Source organism: Bacillus sp. WP8 (genome assembly GCF_000800825.1).
Lineage (GTDB): Bacteria > Bacillota > Bacilli > Bacillales > Bacillaceae > Bacillus > Bacillus safensis.
In genome coordinates this window covers 2,076,886-2,098,464 of record NZ_CP010075.1, presented here as the reverse complement: position 1 = coordinate 2,098,464, position 21,579 = coordinate 2,076,886, and the positions used below count along the sequence as shown (strand labels likewise).

Genomic DNA, 21,579 nt, shown 5'->3' with positions numbered 1-21,579 from the left:
TTTTCAGCTGAGCATACACTTGTACAAAACGGACAAGGACGTGAATGAACATGCCCTATTTAAAAATTGGAACAGCAGTCCTTCTTCTATTTACACTCTTACTGCCTTTTTCCTCACATGCCAAAGCAGACATTTCGTTATCAGTGAGTGCAAGAAGTGCCATTTTAATAGATGGACAGTCAGGCAGAGTCCTATTTGGAAAGGACGAGCACGAAAAAAGAAGAATCGCCAGTATTACAAAAATCATGACGGCTGTATTAGCTATTGAATCAGGAAAAATGAAAGATACCGTCAAAGTATCAAAACGTGCGATTCAAGCGGAGGGCTCATCCATTTATTTAAAGGAAGGGCAGAAGGTGAGCTTAGAAGATTTGACATACGGGCTCATGCTGCGTTCTGGAAATGATGCAGCTGTTGCCATTGCAGAGCATGTTGGCGGCAGCTTAGAAGGCTTTATTTTTATGATGAATCAAAAGGCGGCTGAACTAGGAATGGAGAATACGAATTTTCAAAATCCGCACGGACTCGATGATCATAAAAATCATTATTCATCAGCCTATGACATGGCGATCCTAACAAAATACGCGATGAAACATAAACAATATCAAAAAATTGCTGGTACGACTTTCTATAAAGCGAAAACAATGGAAGGTTATTGGAAAAATAAAAACAAGCTGCTCACCGGTTTATACGAATATTCAACTGGAGGGAAAACAGGATATACAAAGCTTGCAAAACGAACACTTGTCTCCACCGCTGCAAAGGGTGATGCTCAGCTGATCGCTGTGACCATTAATGCGCCGGACGACTGGAAGGATCATATCTCTATGTTTGAATATGCATTTGATCACTACAAAACGTATGTGCTTGCTGAAAAAGGAAGACTTGCTTCGTTAAAAGGGACCTTTTACGAAAAAAAAGCGTTTATCAAGCGTGATGTGGACTATTTTTTAAATGAAGATGAGAAAAAACTTGTCAAAATTGAAACAGAAATGCTCACCCCTAAAAAGAAATGGAAAAAAAACGCCGAAGCCATCCCGGATGTTGTAGGGAAAATGACGATTTTATTAGATGGACAGGTGATCGAGCAATTACCGATTTTTTATGAGAATAAACGAAACCGCATGCCTCAGAAAAGCTTTCAAGAAATGTTTAAGTCTGTCTTTCAGACATCTATAGGCGGATCTTCATGGTCAATCTAATTTGGGTATTTCTCACTGTCATCGGTCTTGTCTATGCGATGTTTAATGGAACGATGCATGAAGTGAATGAGGCTGTATTTAAGGGCTCAAAAGAAGCGGTTACTATTTCAATTGGTCTGATTAGTGTCCTCGTTTTTTGGCTTGGGCTCATGAAGATTGCCGAAGAGGCAGGGTTGTTAAATTTCTTTAGTAAAATGTGCCGGCCCTTTATTTCAAAGCTATTCCCGGATATTCCGCCTAATCATCCTGCAATGGGGTATATTTTGTCCAATCTCATGGCAAATTTCTTTGGTCTTGGGAATGCCGCTACACCACTTGGGATTAAGGCGATGGAGCAGATGAAAGCATTAAATGGCGGAAAAAATGAGGCAAGCCGTTCTATGATTACATTTCTAGCGGTCAACACATCCTCTATCACACTTGTACCAACAACCGTCATTGCTATAAGAATGACCTATGGGGCAGATCAGCCAACAGACATTGTAGGACCAACCATTTTAGCAACACTCATTTCAGGAATCGGTGCAATCCTCATCGATCGTTATTTCCACTATCGCAGAAGCAGGCGGGGGTGATCTTGTGGCATTTATTAACTGGCTGTCACTTGCTTTGATTCCACTGATCATCGCAGGGATTTTGATTGCTGGAACCATTAAAAAGGTACCAACCTATGAAACATTTGTGGAGGGGGGAAAAGAGGGCATTCAAATTGCCTTTTCCATCATTCCCTATTTAGTCGGCATGCTTGTAGCTATTACGATATTCCGTGCGTCAGGTGCGCTTGATTTTGTTATGGGACTTTTAAAACCAGTCTTTACAACGATTGGTTTCCCTCCAGAAGTCGTTCCGCTTGCGTTTATTCGCCCGATATCAGGAACGGCTGCACTTGGAATGACATCAGACTTGATAGCGACGTATGGTCCAGATTCTTTTATTGGCCAGCTCGCGGCAGTCATGCAAGGGTCAACAGACACCACCCTTTACATTTTGACGGTTTATTTTGGAGCAGTCGGTATTAAAAAAATGGGAGATGCGCTAAAAGTAGGTTTGTTAGCAGATCTCATTGGTGTCATTGCATCTGTGATTATCGTCAGTTTGTTATTTAGCGGCGCCTAATCAGGCGCTTTTTTGTATTTCATGGATGGAAAATCGCTTTTTAGCTGAAATTAGACAGACGAAACGCTTATTTTTCCACGAATGCTTGTTTGTTTTAGGTCAAGCAAGTAAGATAGTACATGAGGTGAAAGACAAATGGAACGTTTACAGAAAGTAATTGCACATGCCGGCGTCGCTTCAAGACGAAAGGCTGAAGAATTAATTAAAGAAGGACGAGTTACCGTTAATGGTCAAACAGTGACAGAGCTCGGAGTGAAGGTGGGCTCTTCAGATAAAATTGAAGTCAATGGCTTAAAGCTTGAAAGAGAAGAACCGGTTTACTTTATGCTTTATAAACCGCGCGGCGTCATTTCTGCTGCCGAGGATGATAAAGGACGTAAGGTCGTCACAGACTTCTTTGATGATGTCCCGCAGCGTCTTTATCCAATCGGCCGGTTAGATTATGATACGAGCGGTTTGATTTTGATTACAAATGATGGGGAATTTGCCCATAAGCTCATGCACCCGAAATACGAAATTGATAAAACGTATGCAGCGAAGCTAAAAGGCATTCCATCAAAGGAACTGCTTAGAAAGCTAGAAAAAGGGATCATGTTAGATCATAAAAAAACAGCACCTGCTCGTGCGAAAATGCTTTCTATTGATAAACGAAAGCAAACTTGTATTGTCCAATTAACCATTCATGAAGGCAGAAACAGACAAGTACGCCGCATGTTTGAAGCGATTGGACATGATGTGTTAAAGCTAAAAAGGGAGCAATATTCGTTCCTTCATATTGAAGGTATGAGACCAGGAGACCGCAGAGAATTGTCTCCACATGAAGTAAAGCGCCTGAGAGCAATTGCCGATCATGGGAAAAGCGCTTTTTAATTTTCACATAAACTTCAAAAAATGAAGAAGCATCAAAAGAAGGAGAATGCTATAATTTACCTGAATGTCTATGGGGAAGGGGTACTTCAGATGAAAAAAAGACGGTTTTTCATACGGACGGGCATTCTCCTCGTGATGCTTGCTGCACTATGTTATACAATGTATAACTCAGTATTTGCCAAACAGGATCGAGTCAAAGAAGGATCTATTGCGCCAAACTTTGTCCTTCAATCTGTGGATGGGGATCGGATTGAATTAAAGGACTTAAAAGGCAAAGGTGTCTTTCTTAATTTTTGGGGTACATGGTGCGGTCCGTGTAAACAAGAATTTCCTTATATGGCGAATCAATATGAAGTGTTCAAGGATCGTGGTGTGGAAATTGTTGCAGTCAATGTTGCGGAATCCAAGATTGCCGTGAAAAATTTTATGGAATCCTATGGCGTGAATTTTCCTGTTGCCTTGGACAAAGATCGTCAAGTGACAGAGGCATATGATATTACGCCGCTGCCAACCACATTTTTAATTAATCCCGAAGGCAAGGTAATCAAAGTCATAAAGGGAACGATGACAGAACGTAATGTCTATGAATATATGAATTTGATTAAACCAAAGGGGTCATAGAATGAAAGAGGTAAAGTGCGAGTGTGGACATATTAATCCAATCGGTACTGTTCTATGTGAATCATGCGGGAATCCCATTGCGGCTAAAGAGAAAAACTCTTCAAAGCTGCTTGATATGAGATATGACGGCAGTGCAAGACGCTCGCAAACATACAACAAAACGATTGTTGATAAAGTATGGAACTTTTTTTCTTCCGTTAAGGTGGGTGTGTGGCTGATTGTCATTACACTGCTCGCTTCTTCGCTTGGAACGATTTTTCCGCAGGAGCGATTTATTCCGCCAGGTGCATCTGCTTCCACGTATTATGAAGAGCAATATGGATCGTTTGGCAAGCTGTATTATACACTTGGATTCCATGATCTTTATAATTCTTGGTGGTTTTTAGCTCTTGTCGCATCAATCGGAATCTCTCTTGTCATTTGCAGTCTCGACCGCGTTATTCCTCTTTATCGAGCACTCAAAAACCAAGGGGTTATCAAAAAAGAAGGCTTTATGAGAAGACAGCGTCTGTTCAGCGAGACAGACAAAACATTAGATCAGCATACATATGAAGGCATCATCAGAGCAATGAAACAAAAGCGTTACCGCGTGCGAGAAGAAAATGGGTATATTTTAGCCGAAAAAGGACGTTTTTCACGCTGGGGACCTTACGTCAATCACATTGGATTAATCATCTTTCTCATTGGATCGATGCTCCGGTTCGTCCCGGGCATGTACGTAGACGAAACGCTGTGGGTCAGAGAAGGTGAAACTGCACCGATTCCAGGTACGGATGGTCAATATTTCTTGAAAAATAATGCGTTTTCAATTGATCGTTATGAAACTGGAAATGAAAAAGAAGTGTTTGAGAATGCCATTGAAAAAGCTGGCGACGGTCAAGTGGTGAAAAGCTATAAAACGGATGCTATTTTATACAAACGTGAAGGAGAAGTTGTATTTGGTGAAAAGCCCAAGCTGAAGCAGGTCACAGAACACGATATCAAAGTGAATGAACCGCTCAAGTTTGACAATTTCTCATTGTATCAAGTGGATTTTAAACAAAATGAACTCGATCAAATGGTCTTTCAGCTGATTCGTAAAGATACAGAAAAATCTTTCGGTACAGTGAAGATTAATCTGCTGGAGCCTAAGTCGGAATATGATCTTGGTAGCGGTTACAAAGTCAAAGTGATGAGCTATCTGCCTGATTTTTATTTTGACGATGATGGAACACCAAGTACGAAAACAAGGAATCCCAATAATCCTGCTTTCGTGTTTGAAATGATTTCTCCTGAAAAACCTAAAGGTGAAAAAAGCTTTGTCGCCATTCAAGAGACAGTAGAGGGTTCTGATAACAATCTATATAAAATGAAGTTTGATCGGGTTGAAACGAAAAACGTCACAGGGTTAACTGTTAGAAAAGATTTAACACTAGGGGTGCTTATTGTAGGCGGAATCATTTTCATGATTGGTGTCGTGCAGGGGATGTATTGGCAGCATAGAAGAATCTGGCTGTCGGCAAAGGATGGAAAAGTATTGGTGGCAGGACATACAAACAAAAACTGGTTCGGCTTAAAGTCCGATCTTAACGTGTTACTGAGCGGCAGTGGCATCAAACAGCCAGTTGATCAAAAAGAGCTGCCTGATACAACAAGTATCAGCAAAAGCAAGGGGGAAGGATTAGATGGCGGCAGTCAGTGAAAATCTGTTATTTGCAGCTTTTCTATTTTATTTAGCGGCAGTTCCTTTTTTTGGTGGTGCCATTAAAGGAAAAAAGAAAGAAGATGGACCGCGCAGGAATAAGGCGGCACTCATTGGCATTACGCTTACTATCATCGGTTTTTTGAGCCAGTTGGGCTATTTTATTTCAAGATGGATTGCATCTGGTCATGCACCAGTCAGTAATTTGTTTGAATTCACTACGGCTTTTGGCATGATGCTGGTGCTTGCATTCATCATTTTATATTTTGTGTATCAAGTGTCTGTACTTGGTTTATTCACACTTCCAATCGCTTTATTGATTATTGCCTATGCAAGTATGTTCCCATCAGATATTTCACCGCTGATTCCTTCACTTCAAAGTAATTGGCTTTATATTCACGTGACAACAGCAGCACTTGGTCAAGCCATTTTAGCCATCAGCTTTGTGGCAGGTGTCATCTTTCTATTAAAGCATGTGGATCAAACAAAGCCAGGAAAGAAGACGTTTGGTTTAGAGCTTGTCATGTTTATGATTGTGGTGACACTTGCATTTATCGCTGTCACGTCTATCTTTAGAATGACAGGATATGAAGCGACATTTAATTGGATCGATAAAAATAAAGAAAAAAGTGTGATGGTCTATGAGCTGCCAGCTCTTGTCGGACCTCATAAAGGGGAGCTTGTGACGGAAGATCGTTTGGAGCCGTTTGTTGAGCTGCCGCCTGTTTTTTCAGGCAGAAAGGTCAATACAGTGTTATGGTCATTTAGCGTAGGGCTGATTATATACGGACTCATTCGATTGATCATTCGAAAACGACTGAGCGCACTGCTTCAACCGCTAGTGAAACAGGTGAACCTAGATTTAGTCGATGAAATTGGGTATCGGGCTGTTTCGATTGGTTTCCCTGTATTTGCATTAGGCGGGCTGATCTTTGCCATGATCTGGGCGCAAATTGCATGGACTAGGTTTTGGGGCTGGGACCCGAAGGAAGTATGGGCATTGATTACGTTTCTCTTTTATGCAGCCTATCTTCATCTTCGCTTGTCGCGAGGGTGGCATGGTGAAAAGTCCGCTTGGCTTGCTGTGATCGGCTTCGCCATTATTATGTTTAATCTCATCTTTGTCAATCTTGTCATTGCGGGGCTTCATTCCTACGCATAATTACAAGGAAAAGGCCAACTTTTATGATTCAATTCGGCTTTTTGTTAAAATGAATGTAACAACGGAGAAAGCAGGAGGACTGTCTAATGGAACACACAACTCAAACGAAAATATTAGTCGTAGATGATGAGGCAAGAATTCGCCGCCTTTTAAAAATGTATTTAGAACGTGAAAATTATGAAATCGATGAAGCGGAAAATGGTGATGAGGCGATTCAAAAAGGGCTTCAAACCGATTACGACCTCATTTTGCTCGATTTAATGATGCCTGGTACAGATGGAATCGAAGTGTGTAATCAAATTCGAGACAAAAAAGCGACTCCAATCATTATGCTGACGGCAAAAGGAGAAGAGGCCAACCGCGTTCAAGGATTTGAGGCAGGAACGGATGACTATATCGTCAAACCTTTCAGCCCGCGTGAAGTTGTTTTACGTGTGAAGGCATTGCTCAGAAGATCGTCTCAAACGTCTTATCTTAATACTGGGACAACAACAAAAGATGTTCTTGTGTTTTCTCATCTTTCTATTGACCATGATGCCCATAGGGTGACGGCTGATGGCAAAGAAGTCAGCCTCACGCCGAAGGAATATGAGCTTTTATATTTCCTTGCAAAAACACCGGATAAGGTTTATGACAGAGAAAAACTGTTAAAAGAAGTATGGCAATATGAGTTCTTTGGAGACTTACGAACAGTCGATACCCATGTCAAACGACTTCGTGAAAAACTGAATAAAGTGTCACCAGAAGCAGCGAAAAAAATCGTAACTGTATGGGGTGTCGGATACAAATTTGAGGTCGGCGCTGAATGAAACTGTGGAAAAGTGTTGTAGGAAAGCTATGGTTAACCATTCTTTTCCTCGTCCTGATCGTTTTATCTATTTTAACTGTGCTTCTTTTAGAGTTCATTGAGAATTATCATGTAGAAGAAGCAAAATCTGATTTAACACAAATGGCAAATAAAGTAGCAGTCATTTTAGAAAGCCATGAGGATCAATCGCTTGCAAGGTCGATAACATCAGAACTCGCTGACAAATTGACGAGTATTGCGATCATCCAAGAGGACGGGCTAGAGTGGTATTCGTCTGAAAAAGGCGGGAAGCTTCCTGCGATTACAAAGAAACAAATTGAAGCGGACAGAGATTTAAACCAAGCACTGAAAGATCGTAAAAAAATCAGTAAACGTGCAGAACCTGATGCTGGCAATCAAAAAGATGAACGAATTGTAGTCGGTGTTCCATATGAGGCGAACGGAAAAAAAGGCATGGTCTTTCTTTCTCAGTCACTCCTCGCTGTAGAACAAACAACGAAACATACGACGCGATACATCTTCTTAGCCGCTGGAATTGCGATTGTACTGACCACTATATTCGCTTTCTTCTTGTCAACACGTGTCACCTATCCTCTTAGAAAGATGAGAGAGGGTGCACAAGATTTGGCGAAGGGGAAATTTGATACAAAGATTCCTATTTTAACGCAAGATGAGATTGGAGAGCTGGCGATCGCCTTTAATCAAATGGGGAAGCAGCTTAAATTCCATATCACCGCCTTAAATCAAGAAAAAGAACATTTGTCTAATATTTTAAGCAGTATGGCTGATGGCGTCATCACGATCAATATTGATGGAACGATCTTGATGACAAATCCTCCTGCAGAACGATTTTTGCAGGCGTGGTATTATGAGCAAAATATGAAGATCAAAGATGGAGATGAACTGCCGCCAGAAGCGCGCGAGCTATTTCATACAGCTGTCAGCACAGAAAAGGAGCAAATGATCGAAGTTACGCTGCAAGGGCGTACGTGGGTTCTTCTCATGTCTCCGCTTTATAATCAGCAGGATGTCAGAGGAGCAGTTGCAGTCCTTCGTGATATGACGGAGGAACGAAGACTTGATAAACTGAGAAAAGACTTCATTGCCAATGTCAGTCATGAACTTCGTACACCAATCGCCATGCTGCAAGGGTACAGTGAGGCGATTGTAGATGATATTGCAGGATCAGAAGAGGAAAAGAAAGAGATTGCGCAAATTATCTACGATGAATCACTTCGAATGGGACGACTTGTAAATGATCTTCTAGATCTAGCGAGAATGGAAGCAGGTCATATTACACTGAATCTTGAATCAACAGATACTGAAGAGCTGACTGAGAAGATCTACCGCAAGTTTCTAGGGATTGCGAAAGAAAAACAAATCGATCTTACGTATAATATTCAAGTGGATGAACCGTACTTTGTATTCGATCCAGATAAGATTGAGCAAGTGTTTACGAATCTCATTGATAATGCCATTCGTCATACACCAGAGGGCGGAGAGGTTCACTTTTCGGTTCAATCGGTGGAAAACGGGCTGAAAATGGATGTGAAAGATTCGGGAAGCGGAATTCCAGAAGAGGATCTGCCCTTTATTTTCGAGCGCTTCTATAAAGCTGATAAAGCAAGAACAAGAGGACGTTCTGGTACTGGGCTTGGCCTTGCGATTGTGAAGAACATCGTCGAAGCGCATCAAGGCTCTATACATGCTCACAGCAAAACGGGTGCAGGTACACACTTCACCTTCTATATTCCGAGAAAAAAGCAGGAACTCGTCTAATCTTGACGAAGAATCTTGTTACATGAGAAACACTTCTTTTCGAAAGAAAATGAAGTGTTTTTTCTATTTTGAAATTTTTAAGGAGAAGTTAAACAAAAAGCCCTTTCCAAACTGTCGAACTTGTAATATATTTGTCATAAAGTTGTAATGTAACGTTTTATAAGAGTCACTCGACAAAAATAAGTGAACGGAGGGGTTTCCTATGCATGAAACCTTTCAAAAAATATATGATTCGTACCATCAAGATTTGTACCAGTTTTTATTTTATATGGTTAAAGATAAAAATCAGGCAGAGGATCTCGTGCAGGAGGTTTACATTCGGGTACTTCACTCATATAAAACTTTTGAAGGAAGAAGCAGCGAGAAAACATGGCTGTTTTCAATTGCAAGGCATGTGGCGATTGACTGGTTTCGCAAACAGCAAACCATTAGACAAAGGGTGCTCGGCACGTTTGATTGGGATAAGCAGGATGTAAAAGATCCAGACTTACTCCCAGACGAACTAGCTGTACAGGATGAAAATACAAAAGAAATTTATGCCGCACTTGATCACTGTACGATTGATCAAAGAGCTGTCATCATTTTAAGGTTTATCCAGGGCTACTCAATCATGGAGACGGCAAAGGCGCTAAAGTTCTCGGAAAGCAAAGTCAAAACAACGCAGCACCGAGGCCTGAAAGTGCTCCGAAAACATATGGAGCTTTTGAAGGAGGAGCTAGTGAATGAAAACGAACAGGTCCGATTGGAGCGAAGAACGAATCAAGGTGTTACTAAGTCAGCTTCCAAAAGTGGAGGACAACCGTTCATCTAAGCAGATATACCAGCAGATGCTGATGGCAAGCGGGAAGAAAAAGAAAAGTGTCAGATGGATCGGTCCAGCGGTGGCAACCGTTGTGGTTTTATTTATGGCGTTTTTAATTTCTCCTCATTTATTTCAGCCGGCAGCTCAAGAACAGCATCAACAGATGAAAATGGAATCAAGTGCTGACAAAGGACAGGCGAATGCCACATTAGAGCCGGTGAAACAGGCAAATGGTACCGCGCACGTTGTTTCTCATGAAGACAAGCAAAAATATATGACGGTTGCATACATAGATGAATCAACATCTCAAGTGGTTCCCATTAGTATTGAAAAAGAAAATGAACATGACCATTTGCAGGAAATAATGAACACATATGAACAGGTGCAGCTGCCTGAAATGACAAAGCCGCTTCAATCTTATCTTGAGATGGTGGACCTTCGTGAAAAAGGGAATACACTTGTCTTTCAGTTAAAAAATGATTTGTCCCTTGATACGATAAAGGAAGCCAATCGGTTTAAAGATATGGTAAAAGAAACGCTCAAATGGAGCAGGTATAAGCAAGTGGAAGTCAAATCTGTCAAAGGCTCTCAGCTTCAATTAGGGGCAAGTGGAAGCATAGGCAGGGTATCGATTGATAAACAAACAAAGCAAGCTTATTACGTATTAGAAAATAAGAGCGGGACTTTTTTGGTGCCCTCAAAAACGCATTATTCTTCTTATGAAGAGGCGGTAGAGGCCATGAAACGGACGAGTGATTCTGGGCTCGAACCATTAATTAAAGAAGAATCCATTAAAGAAGTGACATCAAAAGGTAAGCATGTGACCATCACGTTTGGAGCATCAGCAAAATTATCGGACTCAATTGATCATATTCTACTCATTGAAGGTCTGCTGCTCACAGCGAAAGATTTTGGTTTTACAGATGTCACCATTCAATATGCAGGAACAGATCAAGTAGGACCTTATGAATTAAACGAACCAATAGAGGTACCGGCTCTGCCGAATCCAGTTGTCATCAAAGATCGTTAAAGGACGCAAGTAAGTCATTGCGTTCTTTTTTAATGTATATAAAATGGCCTTCTTGCTGTATACTAAGCTGTCATGAAAAGAACCTCAAAGAAGGGGAGTCACTGATGAAAAGGTATTGCTTCATAGGTGCAAGCTGTTTTTTGTTCTTCATCTTAGCACCATTTGCCCATGCGCAGCAGACAAACGAATGGGTGGAGCCAGTGAAAGGAGAAGTCACTGACTTGTTTGGGACAAGGGGCGGCTCGCATAAGGGATTAGATATAGTTGCGCCAGAAGGAGAATCCATTTTTGCTGCAAGTGAAGGTGTGGTTACGCGTTCGTATGTATCGGCTACATATGGAGAGGTTGTGTTTATTCAGCATCCAAACGGGTACGAAACCGTCTATGCTCATTTACACGAGCGTTTTGTGAAAAAGGGTGACCAAGTACAAGCAGGAGAGCCAATTGGCATCATTGGCAACACAGGAGCCTCTAGAGGCACTCATTTGCATTTTGAGGTACATCGTGGCAATTGGTCAGTCAGCAAAGAGGATGCGATAGATCCGCTCAAAATGATTGCAGAGGAACGTTTCAAAGAGCCAGCTCTTCATGTAAATGGACATGAAAAAAATACATATGTCATTCAAAAAGGGGACACTCTTTGGTCAATAGCAAAGGCGCATGAAATGACTGTGGAACAATTGAAAAAGATCAATGAGCTGACCACTCACCTCATTCGAACAGGAGACCGGTTAATGGTTTCAAAAAAATAAACCTCATGCTTTTGCATGAGGTTTATCACTGTTTTTAAAGGTCAATCAGGCGGACAGAAAGAATATCCTGTACTTCCGTTAATTTTTTCACAATTTCATCCTCTAGATGCTTATCGAAAGAAAGCATCATAATGGCTTCGCCGCCTTTTTCTTTACGTCCTACCTGCATTGTTGCGATGTTGACATCGTGGTCGCCTAAAATCTGTCCAACCTTTCCAATCACACCAGGTGCATCTGTATGCTGGATGTAGACAAGGTGTCCATCTGGATAAAAATCAATATTAAATCCATTAATAGAAACAACGCGTTCCCCTAGATGCGGGATGTAAGTCGCTTTTAGAGTAAAGGTTGAAAGATCACCTTTGACTTCAATAGAAATACTGTTTTCGTAACCAGATTCGCTGGAAGAAATTTTCTCACTAAAGCTAATGCCGCGTTCTTTTGCGACCATTCCAGCATTTACTTCATTCACAGTCGAATCAACGCGCTCTTTTAAAAAGCCTGAGAGGAGACTTTTTGTGATAAAAGATGTTTCGAGTTTTGAAATAGAGCCTTCATAAGAAATGCCTACTTCTTTTACAGGTTCTCTCATTGATTGAGAGACAAGACGTCCAAGTTTTCCTGCAAACTGATGATAAGGCTGAATCTTTTTGAATTCGTCTTTTGTCATCGCTGGTAGATTAATAGATGACATGACAGGAAGACCTTTTGCAAATTGAAGGACTTCTTCAGATACTTGCGCTGCTACATTTAATTGTGCTTCTTTTGTAGAGGCACCAAGATGCGGAGTTGCAATGACGTGTGGATGATCCACAAGCGGATTATCAGTTGGAGGTTCTACCTCGAATACATCGAGTGCAGCTCCTGCGACATGGCCGCTTTCAAGTGCCTCAAGAAGGTCAGCTTCGTCAATAATGCCGCCGCGTGCACAGTTTACAAGGCGAACTCCTTTTTTCGTTTTTGCAATCGTTTCTTTATTGAGAAGTCCTCTTGTTTCTTTTGTTAATGGCGTATGTACAGTAATGATATCTGATACTTCGAGTACTTCATCGAGTGATTTCGCATTGACGCCAATTTTTTCTGCACGTTCCTTTGTGAGAAATGGGTCAAACACGTTGACTGTCATGCCAAACGCTCTTGCACGCTGGGCGATTTCACTTCCGATTCTGCCTAAGCCGACAATCCCAAGAGATTTTCCGTAAAGCTCAGCACCAACATATGCACCTCTGTTCCATTCTTTTGATTTGACAGAAATATTGGCTTGCGGAATATGACGCATAAGTGATGAAATCATGGCGAACGTATGCTCAGCTGTCGAGATCGTATTACCGTTTGGTGCATTGATCACAATGACGCCATGCTTGGTTGCTTCATCAATGTCAATATTGTCTACTCCTACACCGGCACGGCCGACAATTTTTAATGAAGTCATTTTTTCATAAAGCTCTTTCGTTACTTTCGTGGCACTTCTGACAAGTAAGGCATCAAACGTGTGTAATTCATCTTCTGCTTCTGCTACATTTTTTTGGACAATTTCAACAAAATCTGATTCTAAAAGTGGTAGAAGACCATCATTGCTCATCTTATCTGAGACTAATACTCGAAACATCGTAAGATTTCCTCCTAAAATAAACGTCATAAATATCTGATAATTTACCATATTCCTTTTCACTGTGTCAATCAAATTAAAGCAGTAAAGTAAAAAAGAAAACACGAACATTTCTTTGTGTCTTTATAAAGAATGAACACCTTTAAACAAAAGATAACCAATTTTTGCGCATTTGTCATTAGAATTTTTGTGTTTTTTACGATTTCTTAAAACTGATGAATTTGCTCAGGATTTTTATCTGTACAAATGCTCATATATCATATATAATGATGTCGAATTGAATAATGATCAATCTTCGGGGCAGGGTGTAATTCCCTACCGGCGGTGATGAGCATAGTCTCTAAGCCCGCGAGCCTTTTTGGCAGGATTCGGTGTGATTCCGAAGCCGACAGTATAGTCTGGATGGGAGAAGATGGAGGTTCATAAACGTTGAAAACATTGATGTTTACACGTTTATTTGTCTAGCCCAATTTCCCCGCTCCTGTTTTCAAGGGCGGTTTTTTTGTGGCTAAAATGGAACAATCCTCTTTTCGAAAGATTTGATCGAAAAGGAGAGAGAATATTGAATCAAAGTAAAGTAAAGCGTTTAGTCGTAATCAGTATGCTTAGCAGTATTTCATTTGTTTTAATGTTATTAAACTTCCCGTTCCCTGGGCTTCCAGGATATTTGAAAATTGATTTCAGCGATATTCCAGCGATTATTGCGATTTTAATTTATGGGCCGGGTGCAGGTATTGCTGTTGAGGCGTTAAAAAATGTACTGCATTATCTCATTCATGGCAGTATGTCTGGTGTTCCTGTTGATCAAGTAGCGAACTTTACAGCAGGCGTATTGTTCATTTTACCAGTGGCCTTCATTTTCAAAAAAATTAAATCGGCAAAGGGAATTGTATGGTCTATGTTCTTGGGCACAGTGCTTATGACTGTGATGATGAGTATTTTAAATTACTTCCTGTTTCTGCCGGCTTACACATGGTTTTTAAATGCACCTCAACTTTCGGATAATATGCTCAAGGCGACGATAACAGCAGGGATATTGCCTTTTAATCTTATTAAAGGCATCATCATTACCATCGTGTTTAGCCTCATTTTTGTGAAAATGCGTCCATGGTTTGAAAATAAACGCCGACTTCAAAATAGTTAATATAAAAAAAGCCCCTGCATAAGGGGCTTTAGATTATTGACAAAGGGCTAAAATGGTTTTTATTTTAGCCCTTTGTCTTCTATTCAGCGTGATAGAAAACCTTTGCAGTCTAGGAAGGACGAGCACCGGAACGGAGCGAATTTGACATTCGTGAGTACCGGCGCGCAGACCTGACAACGAATGCGAGGGTTTGTCTACATGCTGAAAGCCCCTGCATAAGGGGCTTTTATACTATTCATGCTTAAGTGGGTCACCCTCGAAAGATTCGTCCGCAACTTTGATTGAATCCGTTGGACATCCTTCAAATGCATCAAGCATATCTTCTTCAAGTACTTCTGGAACCTCTACAGTTCCTTGGTTGTCATCAAGCGTAACAAATGCAATGCCTTCATCATCATAATCATAAATGTCTGGAGCAGCTGCACCGCATGCGCCGCAAGCAATACATGTGTCTTTGTCTACAATTGTATATTTTGCCATGTTAAAAAAATACCTCCCAGATTGTTCGATGGAACAAATGGTCTAACCTTTTTAGTTTCACCGATAAAAAACAATTTCCTCAAACCTTATTGTAATGATTTTAATTTCACATTTCAACTGTAAAGTGATTGAGAATGCTTATCACATAAGGGTTTGTTCATAACTTTCCCCCACAAATTGAGTTTAAACATTTCTTCTTCTATGAAATCTGTTAAAATAAAGGGAGAAAATATTCGAATTTTGTCAGGAAGACAGGTGCTTTGGCGAATGACTCTTCATTATTTGGATGTCATGTTAATGGACAGCGTATATAAATTGAACGGCGAACGCTCCATAAGTGCTGTCTACCATCTTTTTAAAGGAAAAAAATCATCACAAACCATACAGGATGCAAGTTTATTTCAGCTTTCAAAGTACTTCGGCTGTTACCCGGGGTTTACGAGGGATCAGCTGAATCGCTCTACTATAAAACTTGACGAAGAGCACTACATCAAAAAAACGGGGGAGACATTTACTGTTACAGATGCAGGACAGCGTATGCTAAACCAGTATTTTTTAGAAAAACCGATGCCCGTTTATTTTCATGGTGCCAAATATCATGATAAAGCAAAGGTGCTATGGATGAGGCTCTCGCTACTTGTACAAGTGCTTTCTCACCATATGGCTGGATCGTATCAATATGTCCCAATACAAAGAGATGTATCCGTACAAAGCTGGACGAAATCTTTCTTAAAACAGCATCACGAGAAGAATAAACTTTCAGAAGAGCTGCATCATGAACTAGAAACGCTTCTTAGCCGTATAAGTGATCAAGAGGCGCTGATTTTTGTTTATTCATTGACGTCAAATGAAAGAATCGGGCGTACGTATCAGCAAATGGCAGAGTGGCTAAAAGAAGATGTGTGGTATGTGTACCTGCTTTTTTGGAATGTCCTCCATTATTTTATTCATGCTGCCCAAAAAGGTGAGACGCAGCTCATGCAAAAGCTCGTAGGAGACCTTGAATTCAAACGCGTGCTAACAACCTCTACTCACAAAACGCTCGAACTTGTGCAAAAAGGCTTTGATATTGATCAGATTGCTCATATTCGTTCATTAAAAAAGGCAACGATCGAAGACCATATTGTCGAGCTTTCCATACATGAACCGAACTTCTCAATAGAGCCGTATGTGAGCGAAGAAGCGCAGCAGGCCATTCATACAGTAGCCAGAGAGCTTCAAACAAATAAAATGAAGCTGATTAAAGAAAAACTCGAACATTCATTTACTTATTTTCAAATACGATTGGCTCTGACAAGGATGGTGAAAGCAAATGGATAAGCTTCATCAGACGCTCATGCGATATTTTGGTTACGACTCATTTAAAACAGGTCAAGAGGACATTATTCAAAGTGTACTAAATCAAAAGGATACCGTTGCCATGCTGCCTACTGGCGGCGGGAAATCCATCTGCTATCAAATTCCCGGCTATATGACAGATGGATTAGTTCTCATTATTTCGCCGCTGTTATCGCTTATGGAGGACCAAGTCGAACGAATGAAAATGCGCGGAGAAAAACGAGTGGCGGCGCTGAACAGCACATTGTCTTTTCAGGAGAGACGGCATATCATTCGGCATTTGCCATCATATAAATTTTTATTCGTCGCCCCTGAGGCATTAATGTCAGAGGTACTGCTAGAACAGCTCAAATCGATGCATATTGGTTTGTTCGTCGTCGATGAAGCCCATTGTATATCCGAATGGGGGCATGATTTCCGTCCGGAATATTCAAAGCTGGGAGAATGGAGAGAAGCGTTAGGTCATCCTGTCGCCTTAGCACTGACGGCAACTGCAACAAAACAAACACTTAAAGATACCGTGCAAACGTTAAGATTGCAGCATCCGGACTTTCATATTCATTCTGTCAACCGGCCAAACATCGCTTTAGTTAAAGAAGCGCACGAAACGAAAGAAGCAAAAGAAAAACGGGCTATTGAGCTTGTGGAATTCCTGCAAGGCCCCGGTCTGATTTATTGCCCGACCCGGCAAATGACAGAAGATATGGCGCTTTTTATGAAACAAAAAACCCATCAGCGTGTAGAGTATTACCATGGCGGAATGGATGCAGGAGACCGCATGCTGATTCAGCAGCAATTTATCAGCGGACAGCTTGATCTCATTTGTTGTACAAGTGCTTTTGGAATGGGAATTGACAAAGCAGATATACGATTTGTTATTCATATGAGCCCGCCGCAGTCAATTGAAGCATTTATGCAGGAAATTGGAAGAGCAGGACGGGACGGGAAAAACAGTGTGAGCATTCTTTTATATACAGAAGAGGATGCGGACATTCAACAGCATTTAATACAAGCCGAGGGCTTTGATGATCCAGAAATTGATTTTTTCTTAGCTAGACTGACACAAACGCAGACAAATGATGAAAAAAAATTACGTGAACAATTGATGGAATCAGGGCTTCAGGAGACACGGGCAAGAATGCTGATCCACTATTACAGGATGTATCAGTCTGAACAGCCGCGTGTGCTCCTGATGAAACTGAAAGAGAAATTGCAGGACAGACAAACAGAAAAACTGAGAAAAGTGTGGCAATTTAAGGAGCGGATCACAGATCATAGCTGCTTTAGACAATCTCTGTTATCATACTTTTACGAACAGCTTGATCAAACGGAGGCCGCATCCTCTGGCAATTGCTGCTCTTCTTGCGGACTTGACCTGTCTCATTATGAAAAAAAAGAACAACCATTGGAGCTGAATGAAATGAAACACTGGAAGACCGTGCTGGATCGTATGTTTCATCTGACAAAAGAGGCGCAGCATTGATCGAACAACATCGCCGAATCATTGAAAAATTAACCGATCGACAAGTCGTAGAACAGCTGTATTTTACGCAGCTGCTGATGCTGGTTATTTCTTTTTTACTAGGGATATTTATGTTCGATCATTGGACAGATTTCACATCCCTGTGGGAGATCCATGATGTGCGGATACTGACTTATGGAATTGGCGGCGCTGTGCTTGTAATCATTGTTGATGCAATTGTCATGAAGGTGTTTCCTGCTCATATGTATGATGATGGCGGATTAAATGAAAAAATGTTCAAAAACCGCAGCATCCCGCATATTGTTTGGTTAACACTGCTCATCGCCTTTTCAGAGGAAATTCTATTCCGAGGGATCGTCCAGCAGCAATTTGGATTGGAGATTGCTAGTATCGTGTTTGCGCTCCTTCACTTTCGCTACTTATCAAAAATACTCTTGTTTATCCTTGTGGTTTCCATTAGTATTTTTTTAGGACTTTTATACGAGTGGACGGGGAATTTATTTGTTCCTGTCATGACCCATTTTGTCATTGACTTAGTCTTTGCTTGTCAAATTCGTTTGAAATATAGGGGGAGGGATGAACATGGAAGAAATGTCGAGAATGAAGAGAAAGAAGGAGCAGCTGACAAACATCCATGACGATGATGTTGAGAAGATTTTTGAAGAAGAAGTACAGCCTTCAGATGACTCTCACTTTCCTACACGAGAAGATTTTCATGAATATAAAAAGCAGCGCACGAAAAAGGTTCGCAATCCATTGTTTACAACACTGGCTATTATCTTTCCTATTATCGTCGTCACGGTGTTCTTCCTTTTGATCTACTACACGTCAAAGGAAATTAACCATAATAATAATCAAGATGTATATAATATTGATTCTACATCAAGTGCTGACACAGACCCAGTCCCGTCAGCACTTGCCGAAACGAAAAATGACTCAAGCGCTGATAAAGCAGATGCGTCTGATGATGAGAAGCAAAAGAAAGATGAAGAAAAACAGCGATCGAAAGAAAAAGCTGAACAGAAGAAAAAAGAAAAAGCTGCTAAAGAGAAAGAAGAGCGTGAACAAGCAGCGAAAGAAAAAGAGCGGGAGCGAGCTGAAGCTGCCAAAAAGCGTGAACAGCAGCAGCTAGCCCTGCAAAAGCAACAGGAAGAGAAAAAACGAAAAGAAGCTGAAGAGAAAAAGAAGCAGGAAGAAAAGCCAGTTCGTGTCGTGCAGCACACTGTTGGTCCAGAGGAAAACCTGTATCGAATTTCAATGAAGTATTACAAAAACCGTTCGGGTGAAGAGAAGATTAGAGCCTATAATCATTTGAAAGGTAACAGCGTGTACAGTGGTCAAGTGCTGAATATTCCACTAGAAAACTAATCACCTGACATGAATGAAGAAGCACGCACATACATATGTAGAAAAAAGGGACAGGGTGTATGTGATGACATTGCACGCAATCAGCCGATATATGGATCAGCCAACACAGAAGATGATGGAAACATTGATCAAAAGAAAGCATAAATATGAGGGTTTTGCCAAGCAGTGCAAAAGGTGGCAATGGACAGCCCTTCTATCGCTGGCCATTCTTTTGTTTTATTTTGTGATCACGGCAGATGCGGGAGGCGGCTCGCTTCAGCCGGAAGCCATGATTGCCACACTGCTTGGTCATGAAGTATTTCTGTTTTGGATCATGGCTGAGGTCTTTGCTTTTTATGCCTCTTATTACTATAAGAAAAAAGAAGAAAAGGCTGAAGATGAATATCATCGGCTTCGATGTGAAATTATACAAAAGAGCACAGACTTATGGCCGCAATCAAATCAGTGGAAAGAGCGCGAGGCGGTTTTTCACTATATGCAGAAGCAATATGACATTAATCTCTATTATGAAAGTAAATAAATGAGAAAAAAAGACGTTTAACAGTTGAAACGTCTTTTTTCATTCAAGCGTCTTATGAAAGAAAGATATGTAAGGGAGCCATTTGTGATGAAATATGCCATCGGATTTACTGCCGCCATTGCGGCTGTTACAACAGGTGTGTGTGTAACGGCAAAAATGGTGAAAACGGCAAAACAAAACAACATCAAAAAGCATTACTTTACAATAGAAGCACTTCAATCAGACCGGCCTGCTGTCATTTTCTTTATTTCTGATACACACAGACGTCTCATCAGTGACACTTTATTAGCAGAAATCAGACAGGAAGAGCCAGATGTGATTATGATTGGCGGAGATTTAGCAGAAAAAGGTGTGCCCTACGCAAGGATTGAAGAAAATGTGAAACGTTTATCAAGAATTGCGCCGGTTTATTTTGTTTGGGGAAATAATGATCATGAGCTGCACCAGCAAAGGTTGAAAGAGATTCTTCATGCATACGATGTCACGACTTTGCAAAATGAAACGGCTGTATGGAATTTCGAAGGCCAGCGAATTAAAATCGGAGGAATTGATGATATTCGGCTTGAAAAAGCAGATTATGAAGCGATACGGCCAGAGTTTGTGAAAGAAGATGTCAATATTCTCTTATCGCACAATCCAGATGTACATCATTTGATGAGTGAAGAAGAGGGAATCGATCTTGTCCTGAGCGGTCATACGCATGGGGGACAGATCCGAATTGGGAAATTTGGACCGTATGAAAAAGGAAGAACAGGCCAGGTCAAAGGTGCGTTCTTTCTCATTAGTAATGGCTACGGTACAACAAAAATTCCCTTGCGTCTCGGAGCAGAACCAGAAACCCATCTGATCTATTTAATGCCTCTAAAAACGCATTAACTTGCGGCACCCTCAATATTTTCCATAAAAGTCACCGTAAGCATAGCTTCATGCTTGTCTTCCGTCTTGACACAGTGTAAACTGAATACAAAATTAAGAACCTATGACTCATCATCTCATATACTACAGTATGATGTGTGTTTAGAAGAGGCAGGAGGGAACGTTATGCGACTGGAGCGTCTGAATTATAATAAAATCAAAATTTTTCTCACACTAGATGACCTGACAGACCGAGGTCTTACGAAAGAAGACCTTTGGAAAGATTCGTTCAAAGTCCATCAGCTGTTTAAAGACATGATGAACGAGGCGAATCAGGAGCTCGGTTTTGAAGCGAATGGACCGATTGCTGTTGAAGTATTTTCTCTTCAGGCGCAGGGGATGGTCGTCATTGTCACAAAGAGTCAGCAGGAAGATGCTGATGATGAGTTTGATGAAGATTACATTGAGATGCAAGTCAAGCTCGACGAGAGCAAGCATGTGCTCTATCAATTTGCCTCGTTTGAAGATGTGATTCAACTGTCCCATAGTTTAAGTCGTATTGGACTTTTAGGGGGTACAGTTTACCATTATGAAGGTCAATATTATCTCAGCCTAGATGATGTTGGAGAACTATCTGCTGATACAGTCATTTCAATTTTAGCAGAGTTTGGTTCACCTACGACACTCACCATTCACCGGCTAAAAGAGTATGGAAAAGTGATCATGCAAGAAGATGCTGTGAAAACGATCCAAATGTATTTTTAATCACTTTTTTCTATTATATTTAATACTGTTGTGATGAAACAACAGTATTTTTTTATATCCTTTTTTATATTTATAAACGCTGATATTTTATTTTGATAAAAAACGCTTTTTACCTTTGCTTTACCAGTACGAAGGTGTATACTATTGCTTGAAAGGGAGCAGTAGATCATGAAAGATTTCTAGGGGGTTTATTT

General features: G+C 40.8%; 22 protein-coding genes and 1 riboswitch. Of the genes, 20 read left to right on the top strand and 2 right to left on the bottom strand.

Annotated elements, in window-relative coordinates:
* Nucleotides 1-50 precede the first annotated feature (50 nt).
* The 12 genes from QR42_RS10390 (at nt 51) to QR42_RS10335 (ending at nt 11,823) form a co-directional block, all read left to right on the top strand.
* Nucleotides 51-1,202: a D-alanyl-D-alanine carboxypeptidase family protein gene (locus QR42_RS10390; RefSeq protein ID WP_039179629.1), complete on the top strand. Its 1,152-nt coding sequence runs from the start codon at nt 51-53 to the stop codon at nt 1,200-1,202.
* Nucleotides 1,190-1,777 carry a nucleoside recognition domain-containing protein gene (locus QR42_RS10385; RefSeq protein ID WP_039179626.1) on the top strand — a complete coding sequence of 196 codons (588 nt, stop codon included), beginning with the start codon at nt 1,190-1,192 and terminating at the stop codon, nt 1,775-1,777. Before QR42_RS10390 ends, QR42_RS10385 begins: the two co-directional genes overlap by 13 nt.
* A gap of 4 nt (nt 1,778-1,781) precedes the next feature.
* Nucleotides 1,782-2,318 (top strand): spore maturation protein, encoded by a 537-nt coding sequence (locus QR42_RS10380; protein ID WP_039179624.1) that lies wholly within the window; start codon nt 1,782-1,784, stop codon nt 2,316-2,318.
* A gap of 135 nt (nt 2,319-2,453) precedes the next feature.
* Complete coding sequence (gene rluB, locus QR42_RS10375) at nt 2,454-3,188, top strand: 23S rRNA pseudouridine(2605) synthase RluB (RefSeq protein ID WP_024422842.1); 735 nt, start codon at nt 2,454-2,456, stop codon at nt 3,186-3,188.
* Nucleotides 3,189-3,278: 90 nt separating this feature from the next.
* Nucleotides 3,279-3,809 carry a thiol-disulfide oxidoreductase ResA gene (gene resA / locus QR42_RS10370; RefSeq protein WP_039179621.1) on the top strand — a complete coding sequence of 177 codons (531 nt, stop codon included), beginning with the start codon at nt 3,279-3,281 and terminating at the stop codon, nt 3,807-3,809.
* A gap of 1 nt (nt 3,810) precedes the next feature.
* The gene (gene resB / locus QR42_RS10365) at nt 3,811-5,490 is read left to right on the top strand and encodes a cytochrome c biogenesis protein ResB (protein ID WP_039179616.1); all 1,680 of its coding nucleotides are present in this window, start codon (nt 3,811-3,813) and stop codon (nt 5,488-5,490) included.
* Entirely contained in the window at nt 5,474-6,652 is a 1,179-nt protein-coding gene (gene ccsB, locus QR42_RS10360; protein ID WP_039179613.1) for a c-type cytochrome biogenesis protein CcsB, read from the top strand. The genes resB and ccsB overlap by 17 nt, the downstream gene beginning before the upstream one ends.
* A gap of 86 nt (nt 6,653-6,738) precedes the next feature.
* Nucleotides 6,739-7,461, top strand: coding sequence for a response regulator transcription factor (locus QR42_RS10355; protein ID WP_003215596.1), 723 nt, complete (start codon nt 6,739-6,741; stop codon nt 7,459-7,461).
* Entirely contained in the window at nt 7,458-9,239 is a 1,782-nt protein-coding gene (locus QR42_RS10350; RefSeq protein WP_039179612.1) for an ATP-binding protein, read from the top strand. The genes QR42_RS10355 and QR42_RS10350 overlap by 4 nt, the downstream gene beginning before the upstream one ends.
* Nucleotides 9,240-9,441: 202 nt before the next feature.
* Complete coding sequence (gene sigX / locus QR42_RS10345) at nt 9,442-10,050, top strand: RNA polymerase sigma factor SigX (RefSeq protein ID WP_039179611.1); 609 nt, start codon at nt 9,442-9,444, stop codon at nt 10,048-10,050.
* Complete coding sequence (locus tag QR42_RS10340; RefSeq protein WP_039179610.1) at nt 9,962-11,071, top strand: hypothetical protein; 1,110 nt, start codon at nt 9,962-9,964, stop codon at nt 11,069-11,071. The genes sigX and QR42_RS10340 overlap by 89 nt, the downstream gene beginning before the upstream one ends.
* 104 nt (nt 11,072-11,175) lie before the next feature.
* The gene (locus tag QR42_RS10335; protein WP_039179609.1) at nt 11,176-11,823 is read left to right on the top strand and encodes a M23 family metallopeptidase; all 648 of its coding nucleotides are present in this window, start codon (nt 11,176-11,178) and stop codon (nt 11,821-11,823) included.
* Between the two features lie 34 nt (nt 11,824-11,857).
* Here QR42_RS10335 and serA read toward each other — a convergent pair whose 3' ends face one another.
* Nucleotides 11,858-13,432 (bottom strand): phosphoglycerate dehydrogenase, encoded by a 1,575-nt coding sequence (gene serA / locus QR42_RS10330; RefSeq protein WP_024422834.1) that lies wholly within the window; start codon nt 13,430-13,432, stop codon nt 11,858-11,860.
* Nucleotides 13,433-13,719: 287 nt separating this feature from the next.
* A riboswitch (FMN riboswitch) is annotated at nt 13,720-13,850 on the top strand.
* 144 nt (nt 13,851-13,994) lie between these two features.
* Between serA and QR42_RS10325 the strand changes: the two genes are divergently transcribed.
* Nucleotides 13,995-14,576 (top strand): riboflavin transporter FmnP, encoded by a 582-nt coding sequence (locus QR42_RS10325; protein ID WP_024428075.1) that lies wholly within the window; start codon nt 13,995-13,997, stop codon nt 14,574-14,576.
* A gap of 231 nt (nt 14,577-14,807) precedes the next feature.
* Here the strand turns inward: QR42_RS10325 and QR42_RS10320 are convergent, their stop codons facing one another.
* Nucleotides 14,808-15,056, bottom strand: coding sequence for a ferredoxin (locus tag QR42_RS10320; protein ID WP_003215700.1), 249 nt, complete (start codon nt 15,054-15,056; stop codon nt 14,808-14,810).
* Between the two features lie 267 nt (nt 15,057-15,323).
* Here QR42_RS10320 and QR42_RS10315 point away from each other — a divergent pair, with 267 nt between their 5' ends.
* The 7 genes from QR42_RS10315 (at nt 15,324) to QR42_RS10285 (ending at nt 21,385) form a co-directional block, all read left to right on the top strand.
* Nucleotides 15,324-16,376, top strand: a complete 1,053-nt coding sequence (locus QR42_RS10315) for a YpbB family protein (RefSeq protein WP_039179608.1) — start codon at nt 15,324-15,326, stop codon at nt 16,374-16,376.
* Entirely contained in the window at nt 16,369-17,877 is a 1,509-nt protein-coding gene (locus QR42_RS10310; RefSeq protein ID WP_039179607.1) for a RecQ family ATP-dependent DNA helicase, read from the top strand. Before QR42_RS10315 ends, QR42_RS10310 begins: the two co-directional genes overlap by 8 nt.
* Nucleotides 17,874-18,515 (top strand): CPBP family intramembrane glutamic endopeptidase, encoded by a 642-nt coding sequence (locus QR42_RS10305; protein WP_039179606.1) that lies wholly within the window; start codon nt 17,874-17,876, stop codon nt 18,513-18,515. The genes QR42_RS10310 and QR42_RS10305 overlap by 4 nt, the downstream gene beginning before the upstream one ends.
* The gene (locus QR42_RS10300; protein WP_039179605.1) at nt 18,460-19,245 is read left to right on the top strand and encodes a LysM peptidoglycan-binding domain-containing protein; all 786 of its coding nucleotides are present in this window, start codon (nt 18,460-18,462) and stop codon (nt 19,243-19,245) included. The genes QR42_RS10305 and QR42_RS10300 overlap by 56 nt, the downstream gene beginning before the upstream one ends.
* Nucleotides 19,246-19,309: 64 nt before the next feature.
* Nucleotides 19,310-19,765: a DUF2663 family protein gene (locus tag QR42_RS10295; RefSeq protein WP_039179604.1), complete on the top strand. Its 456-nt coding sequence runs from the start codon at nt 19,310-19,312 to the stop codon at nt 19,763-19,765.
* A gap of 87 nt (nt 19,766-19,852) precedes the next feature.
* The gene (locus QR42_RS10290; protein WP_039179602.1) at nt 19,853-20,641 is read left to right on the top strand and encodes a metallophosphoesterase; all 789 of its coding nucleotides are present in this window, start codon (nt 19,853-19,855) and stop codon (nt 20,639-20,641) included.
* A 165-nt stretch (nt 20,642-20,806) separates the two neighbouring features.
* A complete protein-coding gene (locus tag QR42_RS10285) occupies nt 20,807-21,385 on the top strand; it encodes a genetic competence negative regulator (protein WP_024428080.1) in 579 nt (192 codons plus the stop codon).
* The last annotated feature ends 194 nt before the right edge of the window (nt 21,386-21,579 follow it).